Origin of the sequence: Nocardia sp. GP40 (assembly GCF_050434125.1) — a bacterium.
In the GTDB taxonomy this organism is placed as follows: domain Bacteria; phylum Actinomycetota; class Actinomycetes; order Mycobacteriales; family Mycobacteriaceae; genus Nocardia; species Nocardia albiluteola.
Map to the genome: position 1 here is coordinate 229345 of NZ_JBNPVW010000003.1, position 16904 is coordinate 246248.

Here is a 16904-nt window from a genome sequence, read left to right on the forward strand (position 1 = left end):
GAAAGAATTTCCCAGCGCTGGCGATACCCTGCGGTTCCCTTAGCAACAATCGAGCGATCCACCACCGAAACAGGCACTCGATGAATGAAACAGGCAATTGCGATGCCGAATAGTTGCCATTCCGTGAGCTTTCGGCGAATGATCCCTCGGTTCACCAATTAAATAGCCCTATTTCATACTTAGCCGACAATTTGCTTTTCGTTGGGCCGGTGGCCGTCGAAGGGGGTCTCGAACGCCCTGCCGGACCGAACCGGGCAGACTGTCGGCATGGCCGACTTACCCGTGGCAGCTGTGGGATGCGCATTCATCGGCGCGGTGATGTTCGCCGTGTCGGCGGTGGCGCAGCAACGCGCGGCCGCCGATGTCCCCGAGGGCGAGGCGCTGCTGGCCCGGCTGATCCGCAATCCCCGCTGGTGGGCGGGCATCATCGGCGACGCGGGTGGATTCGGATTCCAGGTGGCCGCGCTGGCCATGGGCTCGGTGCTGGTCGTGCAGCCGATTCTGGTGAGCGCGCTGGTGTTCGCACTGCCGCTGGCCGCGCACTACAGCGGCCGTCGCGTGACGCTGTTGATGTGGGGACAGGCGGCGGCGCTGTCGATCGCGCTCGCGGTCTTCCTGGTGGTCGGCAACCCGACCGAGGGGCACGTCGACGCGCCGTGGCGTTACTGGCCCGGACCGCTGGGATTGCTGTGCGCCCTGATCGTCGTGGGCGTCGGGGTCGCCACCGTCGTGAAGGTGCCCTCGTTGCAGGCGCTGCTGCTCGGCACCGCGGCCGGGCTGCTGTTCGGCATCTCGGCCGCGCTCACCGGGCACGTCACCCAGCTGTTCGGGCAGGGTGTGATGCCGGTGCTGACCAGCTGGCAGCCGTACACCCTGGTGGCCACCGGCGTGGCAGGGCTGTACCTGCAGCAGCGGGGATATCAGGTCGGCCCCCTGTCGGCCTCCCTGCCGGCGTTCACCGTCGCCGAACCGCTCGGCGCGGCCTTCATCGGCATCACCGTCCTGGACGAGCGCCTGCGTAGCGGCCCGCTCGGCACCGTCTTCGTCATGCTGTCGGTGGTGGTGATGTGCGTCGAGGCGATTCGGCTCTCGCGCGCGCAGGCGGCCGAGACGGCGCCACAGCCGGTTGTCCAGAAACCGACCGGGACAGTGGAGGATTCGGCGCCCACCGACGGCCCATTACCGTCCGGGTCCACTGCCGATACCGACCCCGGCCCCGACTCCCCCACGCACACCGCGGCCGAGACCACCCGCGGGCAATAACCGGATCTGTCTCGCGACCACCACCTGCACACCCGCCTCGCCGGTTCAGATGAAGTCCCGGCCGCCGTTCACCCCGACGGTCTGCCCGGTCACGAAGCCGTTGCCGACGAGCATCATGACCACATCGGCGATCTCCGCCGGCTCGCCCATACGGCCCACCGGCAGCTGGTCACCGATGCCGGCCGCCTTGAGCGGCGCGGCCATCTCCGTATCGATCGGTCCGGGTGCGACCGCGTTCACCGTGACGCCCTCGCGCCCCACGGCCGCCGCGTAGCCGCGGGTCAAACCCTCCAGGCCCGCCTTGGATGCGTTGTAGTGCACCCCCACCGCGCCGCCGGTCCGGGCCGCGACCGAGGAGACGTTGACGATCCGGCCCCAGCCGCGGGCACGCATGCCGGGCAGCACCGCCTGCGTGCACAGGAACGCGGACTTCAGATTGACCGCGAGGGTGCGGTCGAACTCGTGCTCGGTCAGCTGCTCCACCGTCCGGAACACGCCCGTCCCGGCGTTGTTGACCAGGATGTCGATCTCCCCGAACTCGGCACGGACCCGCTCGACCATCGCATCGACCTCGGCCGCGACCGACACATCCGCTCCGACCACCTTGCCCCGGCCACCGGCCCGCTCGATCTCGGCGACGACGACCTCGGCCTCGTCCTTGCGGCTGCGATAGTTGACGGCCACCGCCGCCCCGGCCGCGGCCAGCGCCTCCGCGGTCGCGCGGCCGATTCCCCGTGAGCCACCGGTGACGAGGGCCACCCGCCCGGCCAGTACCTTCTGTGCGTCCATGATTCGACGGTAGGCCCTGGAGCGCACTCCAGGTCAAGCCGGCAGCGCGTGTCCACCTGTGCCGCAGGGTATTCGGCTCTCAGCACCGTGCGCGAGCACCAGTCCGGGACGAAGATCCACACGCCACCCGGCCGCGTATCATCGTCCGCCGCGGCGGCGCACCCTGGTAGGCACCCTCCACATTGCGCACGACGTTCAGCCGGTAGCCGCGCACTATCGCGGCCACCCCCGGCGGAATCCCCGCGCGCACGCGCCCGTGAACACGGCCGATGCGGACGTCCGCAGCCTACGTCGCCGACGTCACCCGATAGACGTCGTAGACGCCCTCCACGTTGCGCACGACGTTCAGCAGGTGGCCGAGATGTTTCGGGGCGCCCATCTCGAAGGTGAACTTGCTGATCGCCACCCGGTCGCCGGAGGTCATGACCGAGGCGGAGAGGATGTTGACCTTCTCGTCGGCCAGCACCTTGGTGACGTCGGAGAGCAGGCGGGTGCGATCGAGCGCCTCGATCTGGATGGCCACCAGGAAGACCGACGACGGTGAGGGCGCCCAGGTGACCTCGATGATCCGCTCCTGCTGCGACTGCAGCGAATCGGCGTTGGTGCAGTCGGTGCGGTGGACACTGACCGCGCCGCCGCGGGTCACGAAGCCCATGATCTCGTCGCCCGGCACCGGGGTGCAGCACTTGGCGAGCTTGGCCACCGTGCCCGGGGCGCCGGGGATCTCGACCCCGGCATCGCCCCCGGTGCGCTGGCGCAGCGGGAGCGTGGAGGGCGTACTGCGTTCGGCCAGTTCGTTTTCCACGTCGCCGACGCCGCCGAGCTGGGCCATCAGGCGCTGCACGACGTGATGCGCCGACACCTGGTTCTCACCGACGGCCGCGTACAGCGCGGAGATGTCGGTGTAGTGCAGCTCGTGGGCCAGCGCGGACATCGCATCGACGCTCATCAGGCGCTGCAGCGGCAGGCCGGAGCGGCGGACCTCCTTGGAGATCTGCTCCTTACCGGTCTCGAGCGCCTCCTCCCGCCGCTCCTTCGCGAACCACTGGCGGATCTTGGCCTTCGCGCGCGGCGACACGACGAAGTTCTGCCAGTCGCGGCTGGGCCCGGCGTTCTGCGCCTTTGAGGTGAAGATCTCGACGACCTCGCCGTTCTCCAGCTGCCGCTCGAGCGCGACCAAGCGGCCGTTGACGCGGGCGCCGATGCACTTGTGCCCGACCTCGGTGTGCACGGCATACGCGAAATCGACGGGCGTGGACTTCTGCGGCAGCGTAACGACGTCGCCCTTCGGGGTGAACACGAAGATTTCCGGCGACTTCAGGTCGAAGCGCAGCGACTCCAGGAACTCCGCGGGGTCCGCGGCCTCCCGCTGCCAGTCCAGCAACTGGCGCATCCAGGCCATGTCGTCGACCTCGGCGACATCGCCGGAGTGCTTGCCCTTGGTCTCCTTGTAGCGCCAGTGCGCGGCGATCCCGAACTCCGCGGTGCGGTGCATGTCGTGCGTGCGGATCTGCACCTCGAGCGGTTTGCCGTCCGGGCCGACGACGGTGGTGTGCAGCGACTGGTAGACGCCGTACCGCGGCTGGGCGATGTAATCCTTGAACCGCCCGGCCATCGGCTGCCACAGCGAATGCACCACGCCGACCGCGGCGTAACAGTCCCGCACCTCGTCGCACAGGATGCGGATGCCGACAAGGTCGTGGATGTCGTCGAAGTCCTTACCCTTGACGATCATCTTCTGGTAAATCGACCAGTAGTGCTTGGGACGACCCTCGACATTGGCGGTGATGCGGCTCGCCGTCAGGGTATTGATGATCTCGGCGCGAACCTTGGCCAGGTAGGTGTCGCGCGAGGGCGCGCGATCGGCGACCAGGCGCACGATCTCGTCGTACTTCTTCGGGTGCAGGATCGCGAAGGCCAGATCCTCCAGCTCCCACTTGACCGTGGCCATACCGAGCCGATGGGCCAGCGGCGCAATGACTTCCAGCGTCTCGCGAGCCTTCTTGGCCTGCTTCTCGGGCGGCAGGAAGCGCATGGTGCGCATGTTGTGCAGGCGGTCGGCGACCTTGATGACCAGCACACGTGGGTCGCGGGCCATCGCGATGATCATCTTGCGGATGGTCTCCGCCTCGGCGGCGGCACCCAGATTGACCTTGTCCAGCTTGGTGACGCCGTCGACCAGGTGGGCGACCTCCTGGCCGAATTCGGCCTCGAGGTCTGCCAGCGCATAGCCCGTGTCCTCGACCGTGTCGTGCAGCAGCGCGGCCACCAGTGTGGTGGTGTCCATGCCCAGCTCGGCCAGGATGTTGGCGACGGCCAGCGGGTGCGTGATGTACGGATCGCCGGACTTGCGGAACTGATGGGCGTGCTTCTCATCGGCGACGTCGAACGCGCGCTGCAGCAGTTGCAGATTCGCCTTCGGATACAGCTCGCGGTGCACGGTGGCCAGCGGCTCGAGCACCGGCTTGACCGCCGCGATGCCGCGCTGCCCGGTCATCCGGCGGGCGAGGCGGGCGCGCACCCGCCGCGAGGCGGAGGTGGACACGACCGCCGGGCTGCTCCCGGGCTGGCGCGCCGGCATGTTCCGCGGGGTGGGGGCGGGCGCGGCGGCAGGTGGGGTGGCTGCGCCGCGATCGCCTTCGACCGATTGCCCGGCATTCGCCTTCTCCAGATGCTGAGTCATGCCACCACCTCTCCCGCCTTGACCGGAACACCCTAGCCGATGCGAACCTCCGGCTCAGACCACCAACTTTAATCCGCGGCACCGACAGCCGCCCGATCCTGAGAATCGGCGTCCGTTTCCACCACGGTCACCGGCAGTTTCCCCAGGCGGCATCGGACGAACGGTGAGTACCGCCCTGCCTGGACAACGCCGCACGTGCACCCGGAGTTCCCATAAATTCGCCGGGCATGCACAGTCGCCCGGACCCGGACCCCGCGCTCAGCGACGGCCTCACGACTCCTCGATCAGCCCGTCGCCGGTGAGCTCGATCCGCCGGGTCACCGCGATATCGTCGAGGAAGCGCCGGTCGTGGCTGACCACGATCAGCGCCCCCTCGAATCCCGTCAGTGCCTCGGTGAGGTGGGCCAGGCTCGGCAGATCGAGATTGTTGGTGGGCTCGTCGAGCAGCAACAACCGCGGGGCCGGATCGGCCAGCAGCAACATCGCGAGCGCGGCGCGCAACCGCTCGCCCCCCGACAGCGCGCCAGCCGCGACGTCGGCGTCCGCACCGCGGAACAGGAAGCGCGCCAGCTGCGCGCGCACCCGTTCGGCCGAGGCGTGCGGGGTCGCGGCCGCGACGTTCTCGAACACCGTGCGCGCCTCGTCGAAGATGTCCAGGCGCTGCGGCAGCATCCGCCAGGGCACCCGGGGCGGTTCGGCCGCGATCCGGCGCAGCAGCGTGGTCTTGCCCGCGCCGTTGCGGCCGGTGAGCGCGATCCGTTCCGGACCGGTCACCGTCAGGCTGACCACCGGACCGCATCCCAGCCGCACCTCGTCCAGCTCGAGGACGTCCTGGCCCGGATACAACCGGGTGCCGGGCAGATCCACCCGGATCTCCCGGTCGTCGCGCAGCAGCTCCTGCGCCCGGGTCAGGGTGTCCTGGGCCTGCTCCACCTTGGCGACATGGTTGTTGCGCAGCTTGCCCGCCGCGACCTGGGCCTGACGTTTGCGTTCTCCCATAACAATTTTCGGTTCACGCTTCTGCTCCTGCATCTTCTTCCCGTAACGAAGGCGCCGGTCCAGCTTGATGCGGGCCTCCACCAGTTCACGGGATTGTTTGCGAACGTCGCTGCGCGCGTCGCGGATTGCGGCACGAGCGGCGTCCTGCTCGGCCTCGATGATCTCCTCGTAGGTCGCGAAATTGCCTCCGAACAACCGGATCTCGCCGCGCCGCAGCTCGGCGATCGCGCCCATGCGGTTCAGCAGCTCCCGGTCGTGACTGACGATCAGCACAGTGCCGGGGAACTGCTCGACGACCTCGTACAGTCGTTGGCGCGCAGCATGATCCAGATTGTTGGTGGGTTCGTCGAGCAGCAGCACGTCGGGCTCGCGCAGCAGTTCGGCGACCAATCCGAGCAGGACGGTCTCTCCGCCGGACAGGCTGTCCAGGCGCCGATCCAGCTGTGCCACATCGCCCGCCAGATACCGCAGCCCGAGGCGGCCGAGTAGGGACACCGCGGATTCCTCGACATCCCAACGGCTGCCGACGATCTCGAAGTCCGCCTCGTCGCCCGCGCCGGATTCGATCCGGTGCAGCGCCCGCCGGATCCCGGCAATGCCGAGCACCTCGTCGACGCGCTGCCCGGCCGCCAGGCCGAGGTCCTGGCGCAGATAGCCCAGGCCGCCGCCGACGGTGATCGAGCCGCGTCCGGGCCGCAGCTCGCCCGCGATCAGCCGCAGGAGTGTGGATTTCCCGGCGCCGTTGGCGCCCACCAGGCCCAGGTGACCGGGGCCCAGCACGGCATCCAGGCCGTCGAAGACGGGGGTGCCGTCGGGCCAGGCGAAGGTGAGATCGGATAACGAAACAGAGGTCGTTGACATGTGCACACTCCCATGAGGTCGCGAGATATGCGGCGCGCGGGATGGCGGGCCACTCAGCGTTCACCTCAGAAGAGCAACGGCACGACTCCGATCAACGGGAACAAGACGCCTACAAAATTAACCACGAGTGTGCGATTGCGCAAGGGATTTCGGTGCCTTGCGCATCACACCCGGGAAAAGCATTGCCGCTCAGTTGATCCGGAAGACCGGGAAGCCGGGGGCGATCGCGGTCAGTTCCTCGTCGGTGGAGTCCTTGCTCACGCCCTCGAAGAACCTGCCGACCTCCCAGCCCCACTTCTCGAGGTACAGCCGCAGCATCGGCACCTTGTCCGCGTCGGCGATCTCGGTCACGGTGAACGCCTCGGTCTTGCGGCCCAGGCGCAGCTCGCCGCCCCCGGCGACGCGCATGTTGCGCACCCACTGGGTGTGGCCGCGGGGCGCCACCAGGTAGCGCGCCCCGTCGGCGGCGGTCAGCGGATTCACCGTGGTGGTGCGCCATTCGCCGGAGGTGCGTCCGCGCACCGCGAGCAGCCGCGATCCGGCCAGACTGATGCCCATCTTCGTCAGGCCGTTGATCATCTTGTTCATCACGGCCTCGGAGCCGGAAGCGGTGATGTTGCGGGTGGCGTTCATGACTTCTCCTCAGTCTGTGAGCATCGCTCTCTGTTAGGAACAGTCTGCACCCGCGACACCCACAAAGTCAAGAGCACTGCTCTCAAATTCTTGCAGTGCACTCCATAGCTCGCACCTGCGCGGTATATCCACAGGTAGAGGGAAAAAGAGGTCGACATAATGTGACGAGTCCAGCAAGCCTCGCTCCGAGCAGCAGGCCCGCGCTCGGGCGGGAGGGAAGTCGATTCGAGCAGCGAGCAGCACACGCCATCGGGCAGCGCGCTATGGCCGAACGTGTACGAATGTCAAGCGCTCCCGATGTCGCGCCGAGAACCGCGGCTCAGTCGCGCGGGGTGAGGAACTGCAGCCGGTGGTGCGTGAGGAATTCGAAGGCGGGGGCCCAATGGCCGGTGTAGACATCCTCTTCGTGCCCGACCGCATGCACCGAGGCCTCCCCGACGCGGGGGTTCTCGCACTCGATGCGGGCGTCGTGACGGCCCTGCCGCACCGGCCCGCTGTCGAGCTGCACCGTGCCGTCACGGCCGACCGCGCGCCACGGCATATCGATACCGGCGGCCGCGATGCGGCAAGACTGGCCCTGCTTCTCCCCCGAAACCTGGGCGGTGATGGTGTTGCCGCCGCGCAGGTCGGCCGACGGCGTCGCCGACGCGGTGGCCGCGCCGACGACGAGAACAACTCCGGTCGCACCGACAACGGCCGCGGTGATCCTCGTGGTGTGCTGTGATCGAACCATGGCCGCTCGAGCCTATCGGCCGCGCGCCCCGGTCACAACCACTCGCCCGAAATCACAGGCGCACAATCGAAGTCAGAGGATAATCGCCCTGACGCGAGCGGCCGTCCAGGAAGCTCAGCTCGAGCACCACCGCGGCGGCGACCACCTCCGCGCCGGCCGCGGCGAACAGTCCGGCCGCCGCCGCGAGGGTGCCGCCGGTGGCCAGCACGTCGTCCAGCAGCAGCACCTTGCGGCCCCGCAGGTCGATGCCGTCGGCGGGGATCTCCAGTGCGGCCGAACCGTATTCGAGGGTGTAGTCACGCGAGTGCACCGGCGGCGGCAGCTTGCCGGCCTTGCGCACCGCGATGACCCCCGTACCCAGCGTCGTCGCGACGCCCGCACCCAGCAGGAATCCGCGGGCGTCCACCCCGGCGACCAGGTCGGCGTCCGGCGCGCACGCACCCAGGCAGTCGATGACCGCATGAAAGCCCTCGGCGTCGGCGAAGACCGGCGTCAGATCGGCGAATCGCACGCCCGGGTTCGGAAAATCATCGTGCCACCTGGTCAGGCGCTGCACCGCGTCGGCCGCCCGCGCGGTGCGCTCCCCCAGCGCATCGGCCGATTCCACCATCCCGTGCTTGCTCATCTCGACACCCACTCCCTCATCCTGCGCCCGATGCCCGGACGGCGCACGCCACCCACCGGCGGTGCTCACCGCCGCAACACCCAGCGATCCATATTCCAACCCGCACCGGCCTTGGTGGGGCTCGCGATCCCGCTCTGCATGCCGTCACCGAATGCGATGGTGCGCGGCGTGTTGAACAACGGGACCGTCGGCATCTCGCTCCACAACAGATTCTCGGCCTCGGTCTCCGAACTGAGTACGTCGGTCGAATTGCCATCCGCGGCAAGCTGTTCCGCGATCGCATCGTAACGGCCGTTGCCGTAGTGACCGAAATTGAGCCCCTGACCGGTGCGCAGCGCCGCCCGCGCGCCCACATTCGCCAGCGAACCCGCCGGACCGGGGGCGCCCGCGGTGCCGCCCAGCACCGCGTCCACGGTGCCGCCGCCCAGCTGGGTCGGCACGAAGGTCGGCGAACCCGCGTCGACGACGTTTATTCCGGCCGCATGGCAGGCGCCGGCGATCATCGCCACGGTCTGCGCGCGCCGGTCGTCGGGTGCGCGGTAGCCGATGCGGACGGTGGGGTTCGACGCCCCGGCATCGCTCAGCGCCTGCTGTGCACCGGGCGCGTCGCCGCTGGCGTATTTGCCCGCCGGGCCGATGATCGCCGGGTAGTACACCGAATCCGCCTGCACCGTGCGCGAATTCAGCGGCCCCGCCCCGAGCCCCGACTTGGCGTCGAAACCCGGATGGCCCAGCTTGTCGAACAGCGCCTGCCGCGGCACGCACAGCGCGAACGCCCGGCGCGCCCCGGGGGAAGTGAACACGCCGACCGTGGAGAGCACCAACTGCTCGGCGCCCCGGCCGGGTACCTGCTTCACCGAAAAGCCGTCCAGGCTCAGGTCCTTCACCGAACCCGAGCCGATATCGACGACGTCGACCTCCTTGTCGGACACCTTCTTCTTCAGATCGGTGCCCTTGGGCCACACCACGATTCGCGGCGTCCGGGGCGGAACACCCCACCACTTGTCGTTCTTCACCAGCACCAGGCCGTCGTCGGCGGTGTAGGACTCGATGCGGTAGGGGCCCGACGAGGGCAGCACCTTGGGATCGATGCCGCCGGGCTTCAGATTCCAGCCGGTGTTCCAGAAATCGGCCAGCTTCTGCATCATCGCCGGATCGCCCGTCTGCACCGCCGCAACCACATTCGGCACGCCCGCGGCCTGCGCCGCGATATGGGCGGGCATCAGATCCCCGGCATTGAACAGCGTCTGCCAGTCCACGAAGTGATGTTCGGGCCGGAAGATCACCGTCGCGTCCTTGGAGCCGGCCTGGCACTCCACCCGCTCGATATCGGAGTACCCGGCGCTGGTGGCGGCGTCGAACATGGGCGCCTGCCCGCCGGGTTTGGTGAAACGGCCACTGCGTGCGGCCCATTCGAGCACCAGATCGTCACACGAGGTGGGGATCCCGTCGGAGTAGACGCCGTCCGGGTTGAGCCGGTACTGGATGGTCTGCGATGCGCCCGGCACCTGTTTGGCGGTGCCGTAATCGGTGTCGGCGATCGACTGGCCGTCCGGTCCGGTGTAGAAGAATCCGGTCAGCACCCGCGAAAAGATCGCCGCCCCACCGCCGTTCGCGCCCAGGACGGTGCCGCCGTTGTAGCTGGCCGGCACCGCGTCGACCGCAAAGCCGATGGACGGGACCTTGTTCTTCGACGAGCATCCTGCCAACACGCCGACGACGAGCGCGCCGGCCGCCAGTGCGGCGGCCGGCCGGACGTACGGACGTCGGTGATTGCGCACACTTCCTCCGCTGAATAGACCGGACCTGCCAGAGTGCGCCGGAGCACCGGCCACTCTCAGTGCCGTCTCTTCTGCCGCTTCCCCGTCGGACGGGCGCCGGGACGCGGTGCGCCCGTTGCGGTCTCACGCGGACGCTCCGAGGCGGCGTTACCCGAGCCACCCAGGGCCGCGGCCCGCCTGCTCGCGGCCTCGCTCACCCGGGCACTCGCCGCACCGGACCGCTTGGCCAGCACCTTCTTGGTGTGCGCGGCGGTCGGACCCCAGCGCTCCTTGATCGACACCAGTAGCGGCACTGCGAAGAAGATCGAGGAGTACGCGCCCACGATCATGCCGACCAACTGCACCAGCGCCAGGTCCTTCAGCGTGCCCACGCCGAGCAACCACACCGCGATCACCAGCATGCCGATGATCGGCAGGATGCCGATGACGGTGGTGTTGATCGAGCGCATCAGCGTCTGGTTCGCCGCCAGGTTGGCGAATTCGGCGTAGGTGCGGTTATTGCGGTGCAGCACCCCGCGGGTGTTCTCCTCCACCTTGTCGAACACCACGACGTTGTCGTAGAGCACGTAACCCAGGATCGTGAGCAGGCCGATGACCGCGGCCGGGGTGACCTCGAAGCCGACGATCGAGTAGATGCCCGCGGTCACAACGAGATTGAAGAACAGCGAGGCGATGGCCGCGATGGACATGTCGCGCTCGAACCGGATCCCGATGTACACCATCGTCAGCACGATGAACACGGCCAGCGCGATGAGCGCCTTGCGGGTCACCTGCCCGCCCCAGGTGGAGCTGATCTCGGCGATGCTGATCGCGTTGCGGTTCACCGCGCCGCTGGAGTCCTTCGGATGGAAGGTGTCGAACAACGCGGCCTGGACCTTGTCCTGCTGCGCGGCATCCAGTGTGTCGGAACGGATCTCGTAGGACGCCGAGGACCCCGAACCGACCTTCTGCACGGTGACCGGCGCGTGCCCCATGGTCTTGCTGTAGACGTCGGAGACCTGGGAGGTGCTCGCGATGCCGCCCGCGGGGATGTCAATGCGGGTGCCGCCCGCGAAGTCGATGCCCAGGGTGAATCCGCGCAGCCCGATGCTCAGCGCCGCGATCACGATCATCGCCGCGGCGATTCCGTAGTACATCCGGCGGCGCCCGACGATGCGGAACCCGCCGGTGCCGGTGTAGAGCCGCTCGAAGAACCCGTGCTGGGGCGCGGCGTCCACGACCTGATCGTCCACTGGACGGTCCTCCATGACTCGGGAGTTACTCATGCTCACGCCTCCCTGCTGCCGACCGGGATACCCGCGGCGGCCTTGCGTTCGCGGGCGTACTGCGCGACCGCACCGAGGCCGTTCACCGAGGGCTTGGCCCAGAACGGCGAGCGCGAGGCCAGCATCATCAGCGGCGAGGTGACCAGGTACAGCACGATCACGTCCATGATCGTGGTCAGGCCCAGGGTGAAGGCGAAGCCCTTCACCTGCCCCGCGGCCAGGATGTACAGCACCGCCGAGGCGATCAGGCTGACCGTCTTACCGGAGAGGTTGGTGCGCTGGGCGCGGGACCAGCCGCGCGGCACCGCCGAGCGGAAGCTGCGGCCCTCGCGCATCTCGTCCTTGATGCGTTCGAAGAACACCACGAACGAGTCCGCGGTCATACCGATACCGATGATCAGACCGGCGATACCGGCCAGGTCGAGGGTGAAGTTGATCCACCTGCCCAGCAGCACGATGATGCCGAAGACCGCGAAACCCGAAGCGACGAGCGAGAATCCGGCGAGGAATCCGAGCATCCGGTAGTACAGCAGGCAGTACAGCAGCACGGCGATCAGGCCGACCGCACCCGCGATCAGGCCCGCGTGCAGCGAGGACAGCCCCAGCGTCGCGGAGACCGTCTGTGCCTCGGAGGTCGCGAAGGACAGCGGCAGCGAACCGTACTTGAGCTCGTTGGCCAGTTCCTTGGCGGTGGTGCCGTTGAAGTGACCGGTGATCGAGGTGCTGCCACCCTGCTGCGGGCCCTGCTGCACGACAGGGGCGCTGACCACCTTGGAGTCCAGCGTGAACGCGATCTGCCGGTTGACGTAGTCGCCGGTGAGCTTGGCCCACGGATCGCTGTGCTTGAAGGTCAGATCGACCGACCACTGCCCCTGCTGCTGGTTCAGCGAGGCGCTGGCGTCCTTGATGTCCTGGCCGTCGATCGCGCTCTTGTCCAGCAGGTAGGTGACGCCGCTGCCGTCGGTCGCGCAGGTCACCAGCGGCAGGTTCGGATCGTCGTTACCGGCCAGCGGGTCCGGCTTGCTGCAGTCCAGCGTGGCCAGGGCCAGCTGCTGGATCTGCGGGTTGGTGCTCTGACGCAACTCCTTGGCGTTGGCGATGGCCTGCTGGGTCTGTTGCGCCGGGGTCAGGTTGCCGGCCGGGGCCGGGGTGGGAGACGGCGTCGCCGGGGTGGGCGCGTGCGTCGGGCTCGCCGGGGCGGGCGCCGCGTGCGACGGAGTCGGCGCGGGCGTCGAGGGCGCCTGCTTGGGCTCGAACCGGGTCTGCACGGGGACCTGGTAGTCCGCGGGAACCATTCGTGCCGAGCCGGAGGCGGCGGGCTGATAGGCGGCCGGAGCCTTCTTGGTGGGGGCGGCCGCGGGGGCCTGCTTGGTCACCGGCGGCTTCGCCGCACCCGGAGCGTCGGCTCCCGGCGTCGCGGCTCCCGGCGTCGCGGCTCCCGGCGCGGGGGTGCCTGGCTGGGTGGCGCCGGGGGGCGGGGTCAATCCACCCGGCAAGCCGGGGGTGATGTTCCCCGCGGGCCCGCCCGGCAGGCCGTTGGGCAGGCCGCTGCCCGCGCCCTGCTGCTGACCGGTCTGGATCACCGGACGGATGTAGAGCTTGGCCGTGGTGGCGAGCGACTTGGCCTGCTGGCCGTTCTGCCCGGGGACCGTGATCACCAGGTTGCTGCCGTCGATGACGACCTCGGAGCCGGAGACGCCGAGGCCGTTCACCCGGGATTCGATGATCTGCTGAGCCTGCTTCAGGCTGTCCTGGCTCGGCTTGCCGCCGTCGGGAGTGCGGGCGGTCAGCGTCACCTGCGTGCCGCCCTGCAGGTCGATACCGAGTTTGGCCGCCGCAGACTTCGGACCGGTGAAGAACACCAGACCGTAGACAACGATCAACAACAGCGCGTAGACGCCGAGGAACCGCAGCGGATGCCCCGTTCCCTTGGAAGGTGGCACAGTTCTAATCTCCTGGCAGTGTCGATCCGGTCAGTGTGGGCAGACTACTAGCGCTGGGCCGGGCGGTACCTGAACGGTGCCGGGCACCCCGAGGGACAGGCGCGCGCGGACGCCGGACACAGCGCATCGCCGCCGCACGCCGCGTGGCGGTGGTGCGACGGCTCGGGCCGGTCAGTCCTTGCTGAGCCGGGCGTTGGTGTCCTCGACGGACTCCTCGGCGACAGGCTCGGTCCCAGCGGTGACGTCCTCGTGCTCGGCGGTCACGCCGGTCTCGGCCTCGTCGGCACGAACCTCACGGATCGCCTGGCGCAGCCAGGTGGTCACGACTTCCTCGGCGATCTCCAGGTCGACGGTGGTCTCGTCCAAATCGACCACGGTGCCGTACAGGCCCGAGGTGGTCACGATGCGATCGCCGACCTTCAGGCTCTCCTGCATGGTCGAGACGTTGGCCGCCTCGCGCTTCTGACGCCGCACGCTGAGGAACATCGGCACCAGCAGGGCTACCAGCAGCAGGGGAAACAGCAGTTGCGCCATCGTTGTAGTCGGTCCCTCGGTATTGTCAGTGGATTGAAAGGCGGTCCGGCGGACGCCGAACTGCCAGCGTAGTACCCCAGTCTGCCATCAGCCGCACATTCGCGCCCACGCGGACCTGCCGTCGCCGGAGCACTCCACCCGGCACGGGGGCCGCGGCCGCGGTCTCGACGGGGGCCGATCGCCCGCGCGTGTCCCGGCGAACCATTTCCGCGATAACGCTTCGGGCGAACCATCGCAAACCCAATTGCGTTGCGCTACGGTAATTCTCGAAGGGATCACGCGCTCGCTCGATGTCCCGGCGGTGCGGCCGGGGCCCTGTCCCTGTTCCACCGGGCCACCGGGGATCCGAACGCGCCCGAACTCTCCCGGACGACCGGCCTGTCCGCCTCTGGGCCCTGGTTCGGCATGCCCGCCGCCCGCCCCGGCGCTCCGGCCCGCGCCCGCTAACCAGGAGTGGCCGCTGCGGTCACGCCGCCCCTACCTGGGCGTCCACGGCCGCGGTACCGCCCGGGTGTACCCGGCCGACGGCCACGACGCGCCGGTGCGCTCGTTCCTGTTCGCCGACGGCCTCGCGTACGGGCCGAGCGATCTGGACGGGCTGTTCGACCGGCTCGATGCCCCGTATGCGGCGGGCAGCGACCGCTTCCTCGAGCAGCTGCTGTCATCCGGGGTGGACGTGATCCTGATCGGATTCGACAAGCGGCACGACTACGTCCACGTGAACGCGGGCGTGGTCCAGGAATGCATCCATCGGGCGCAGCGTGCGGGATTCCCGCTACTCCGGCCCCGTGGCCACCTCCTCACCGCTGCGGATGCAGCTCCTGCACGAACTACATGCGATGGGCGGCTTCCCGCACCGGCCGATCAAGCTCGGCGTCGCCAACGGGCGCGGTGACGGCGCGGGCTCGGATCGTGCCCGGCGAGATCGCCTTCGAGAAGCACTATCCGCACGACGCGGCGGGCGCGACCGCCCGGTTCCAGCCCGCCGAAGGCGAGCTCGAGCGGTGTGGCGCGCCCTCGACTACGATCCCGTCGACTGGGAGACGGACCCGCACTGGGATCTGCGCGCGCTGGACCCAACCCACAGCCTGCTCGACGAATTCTGTTGCAACGAAGCGAATTCCGAGCACGGAACGGTGACTCGCACACTGGCCGAGTGGATTCTGGCCCGCATCGCCAAGTAGGGCTCGAAAGCCTTGGGCCCTCGAGGGCGCCGGAACGCCCGGCTCAGGCGGCGCCGTACGTGTAGTCCTCCAGCGGGAAGCTGACCGCCTCACGGTGTGCGTTCAGCGTGCTGGTCGGGCGCAGCAGCGCGGCCTCGCCGTGCTGGTTGAAGTAGTAGCTGCGGGCGGTCGAGCACTGGCCGCCGTAGAACACCGAGGACCCCAGCCTCTCGGTGACCCGGTCGAGGAATTCGGTGTTGGCCCGCTCGGTCACCTCGAACACCCGCTCGTTACGCCGGAACATCTCCCCGAACAGCCGGCCTATGTGCTTCATCTGCGCCTCGATCGTGGTGAAGTACGACAGGCCGCTGTACGAGTAGGGGCTGTTCAGGCTCAAGAAGTTCGGGAACTTGGGCACGGTGATGCCCTCATAGGCCTGGAAACGGTTGTCCCGCCAGAACTTTCCGAGATTCACCCCGTCGCGCCCGATGATCTCGATGGCCGGGAAGTTCACGTCCCACAGGTTGAAACCCGTTGCCAGGATCAGGGTGTCGATCTCGGTCTGGTGGCCGTCGGCGGTGACGATGCCGTCGGGCTCGATGCGCTCGATGGAGTTGGTCTCGAGGTGCACGTTCGGCTGGTTGAACGTCTTGAAATAGGTGTTGGAGAACGTCGGCCGTTTGCAGCCGAAGTCGTAGTGCGGGGTCAGTTTGCGACGAGTCTCCGCGTCGCGCACCTGGGCGCGCAGATGCGCCTTGGCCAGCACGCCGGCCCCCCGGTTGAGCAGTTTGGCCTGGCGGAAGTGCAGCACACCGATCACCATGAGGGCCTCGAGGGCAGTCGTGTTGGCCAGCCGCGCGGCCTTCTGTGTGAGGGGCAGCGAGGCGAACAGGCGCTGCACCGCGGGCGAGATCGGCATGTCGACCTTGGGCACCACCCAGATCGGCGTGCGCTGGAATACCGTGAGCGCGTCCACCTTCCGGGCCACCTCGGGCACCAGCTGCACGGCGGTGGCGCCGGTGCCGATGATCGCGGCGCGGCGGCCGGTCAGGTCGTAGTCGTCGTCCCAGGCGGTGGTGTGGATGATCTTCCCGGCGAAGGTCTCGATGCCGGGGAACGGCGGGGTGTATGGCTGGGACAGGAAGCCCGTCGCGGTGGCCAGGTACCGCCCCGTCAGCTGCTCCCCGCCCGCGATGGACACCACCCACTGCTCGTTCTCGGCATCCCAGCGGGCGCCGTCGACGACCGTCTCGAAGCGCATCCGGCGGCGCAGATCGTATTTGGCCGCAACATGTTCGGCGTACTTCTTCAGCTCGGCCCCGGGCGCGAACAGGCGCGACCAATGCGGATTGGGCTCGAAGGAATACGAGTAGGTAACCGAGGCGATGTCGACCGCCAGGCCGGGGTACCTGTTCACATGCCAGGTTCCGCCCAGGTCGGCCTCCCGCTCGAGGATCACGAAATTACTCAGGCCGAGCCGGTCGAGCTCGATGCCCGCACCCATCCCGCCGAACCCTGCTCCGACCACGATCGCATCGAATTGAGGCGCCACGCCGAACCTCCTGTTACGCGAAGTATCAGATACAGGATGACACACTATCCAGGTCCGGGGTATCCGGGAGTGCGCACCCA

At 68.4% G+C, this 16904-nt stretch carries 14 protein-coding genes; 3 read left to right on the forward strand and 11 right to left on the reverse strand.

Annotated features, from left to right (window positions below; all coding sequences use genetic code 11):
- Positions 1 to 267: 267 nt before the first annotated feature.
- Positions 268 to 1263: a DMT family transporter gene (locus ABH933_RS10140; RefSeq protein ID WP_429416300.1), complete on the forward strand. Its 996-nt coding sequence runs from the start codon at positions 268 to 270 to the stop codon at positions 1261 to 1263.
- A gap of 45 nt (positions 1264 to 1308) precedes the next feature.
- Here ABH933_RS10140 and ABH933_RS10145 read toward each other — a convergent pair whose 3' ends face one another.
- The 10 genes from ABH933_RS10145 to yajC all read right to left on the reverse strand — a co-directional run bounded on the left by ABH933_RS10145 (position 1309) and on the right by yajC (position 14109).
- A complete protein-coding gene (locus ABH933_RS10145; protein WP_429416303.1) occupies positions 1309 to 2052 on the reverse strand; it encodes an SDR family NAD(P)-dependent oxidoreductase in 744 nt (247 codons plus the stop codon).
- 286 nt (positions 2053 to 2338) lie between these two features.
- On the reverse strand, positions 2339 to 4735 hold the full coding sequence (locus ABH933_RS10150) for a RelA/SpoT family protein (RefSeq protein ID WP_429416306.1): 2397 nt from the start codon (positions 4733 to 4735) through the stop codon (positions 2339 to 2341).
- A gap of 270 nt (positions 4736 to 5005) precedes the next feature.
- Positions 5006 to 6595: an ABC-F family ATP-binding cassette domain-containing protein gene (locus ABH933_RS10155; RefSeq protein WP_429416310.1), complete on the reverse strand. Its 1590-nt coding sequence runs from the start codon at positions 6593 to 6595 to the stop codon at positions 5006 to 5008.
- A 189-nt stretch (positions 6596 to 6784) separates the two neighbouring features.
- Positions 6785 to 7228, reverse strand: coding sequence for a nitroreductase/quinone reductase family protein (locus tag ABH933_RS10160; RefSeq protein WP_429416313.1), 444 nt, complete (start codon positions 7226 to 7228; stop codon positions 6785 to 6787).
- 319 nt (positions 7229 to 7547) lie between these two features.
- Positions 7548 to 7961, reverse strand: coding sequence for a hypothetical protein (locus ABH933_RS10165; RefSeq protein ID WP_429416316.1), 414 nt, complete (start codon positions 7959 to 7961; stop codon positions 7548 to 7550).
- 52 nt (positions 7962 to 8013) lie between these two features.
- Positions 8014 to 8586, reverse strand: coding sequence for an adenine phosphoribosyltransferase (locus ABH933_RS10170; protein WP_429416319.1), 573 nt, complete (start codon positions 8584 to 8586; stop codon positions 8014 to 8016).
- A 65-nt stretch (positions 8587 to 8651) separates the two neighbouring features.
- Positions 8652 to 10367, reverse strand: a complete 1716-nt coding sequence (locus tag ABH933_RS10175) for an ABC transporter substrate-binding protein (RefSeq protein WP_429416321.1) — start codon at positions 10365 to 10367, stop codon at positions 8652 to 8654.
- Between the two features lie 56 nt (positions 10368 to 10423).
- Complete coding sequence (secF, locus tag ABH933_RS10180) at positions 10424 to 11632, reverse strand: protein translocase subunit SecF (RefSeq protein ID WP_429416324.1); 1209 nt, start codon at positions 11630 to 11632, stop codon at positions 10424 to 10426.
- 2 nt (positions 11633 to 11634) lie between these two features.
- The gene (gene secD / locus ABH933_RS10185; protein ID WP_429416327.1) at positions 11635 to 13575 is read right to left on the reverse strand and encodes a protein translocase subunit SecD; all 1941 of its coding nucleotides are present in this window, start codon (positions 13573 to 13575) and stop codon (positions 11635 to 11637) included.
- A gap of 171 nt (positions 13576 to 13746) precedes the next feature.
- Entirely contained in the window at positions 13747 to 14109 is a 363-nt protein-coding gene (yajC, locus tag ABH933_RS10190; RefSeq protein ID WP_429416329.1) for a preprotein translocase subunit YajC, read from the reverse strand.
- Between the two features lie 511 nt (positions 14110 to 14620).
- Here yajC and ABH933_RS10195 point away from each other — a divergent pair.
- Both ABH933_RS10195 and ABH933_RS10200 read left to right on the forward strand, forming a co-directional pair.
- Positions 14621 to 15004, forward strand: a complete 384-nt coding sequence (locus ABH933_RS10195; protein ID WP_429416332.1) for a hypothetical protein — start codon at positions 14621 to 14623, stop codon at positions 15002 to 15004.
- A gap of 109 nt (positions 15005 to 15113) precedes the next feature.
- Positions 15114 to 15293 carry a hypothetical protein gene (locus tag ABH933_RS10200; RefSeq protein WP_429416334.1) on the forward strand — a complete coding sequence of 60 codons (180 nt, stop codon included), beginning with the start codon at positions 15114 to 15116 and terminating at the stop codon, positions 15291 to 15293.
- Between the two features lie 43 nt (positions 15294 to 15336).
- Here the strand turns inward: ABH933_RS10200 and ABH933_RS10205 are convergent, their stop codons facing one another.
- Complete coding sequence (locus ABH933_RS10205) at positions 15337 to 16824, reverse strand: flavin-containing monooxygenase (RefSeq protein WP_429416337.1); 1488 nt, start codon at positions 16822 to 16824, stop codon at positions 15337 to 15339.
- Positions 16825 to 16904 lie beyond the last annotated feature (80 nt).

What these genes read in the sequence shown, in the direction of transcription:
- ABH933_RS10140 (WP_429416300.1), top strand. Translation starts at nt 268, where the DNA reads ATGGCCGACTTACCCGTGGCAGCTGTGGGATGCGCATTCATCGGCGCG.
- ABH933_RS10145 (WP_429416303.1), bottom strand. Translation starts at nt 2,052, where the DNA reads ATGGACGCACAGAAGGTACTGGCCGGGCGGGTGGCCCTCGTCACCGGT.
- ABH933_RS10150 (WP_429416306.1), bottom strand. Translation starts at nt 4,735, where the DNA reads ATGACTCAGCATCTGGAGAAGGCGAATGCCGGGCAATCGGTCGAAGGC.
- ABH933_RS10155 (WP_429416310.1), bottom strand. Translation starts at nt 6,595, where the DNA reads ATGTCAACGACCTCTGTTTCGTTATCCGATCTCACCTTCGCCTGGCCC.
- ABH933_RS10160 (WP_429416313.1), bottom strand. Translation starts at nt 7,228, where the DNA reads ATGAACGCCACCCGCAACATCACCGCTTCCGGCTCCGAGGCCGTGATG.
- ABH933_RS10165 (WP_429416316.1), bottom strand. Translation starts at nt 7,961, where the DNA reads ATGGTTCGATCACAGCACACCACGAGGATCACCGCGGCCGTTGTCGGT.
- ABH933_RS10170 (WP_429416319.1), bottom strand. Translation starts at nt 8,586, where the DNA reads ATGAGCAAGCACGGGATGGTGGAATCGGCCGATGCGCTGGGGGAGCGC.
- secF (WP_429416324.1), bottom strand. Translation starts at nt 11,632, where the DNA reads ATGAGTAACTCCCGAGTCATGGAGGACCGTCCAGTGGACGATCAGGTC.
- yajC (WP_429416329.1), bottom strand. Translation starts at nt 14,109, where the DNA reads ATGGCGCAACTGCTGTTTCCCCTGCTGCTGGTAGCCCTGCTGGTGCCG.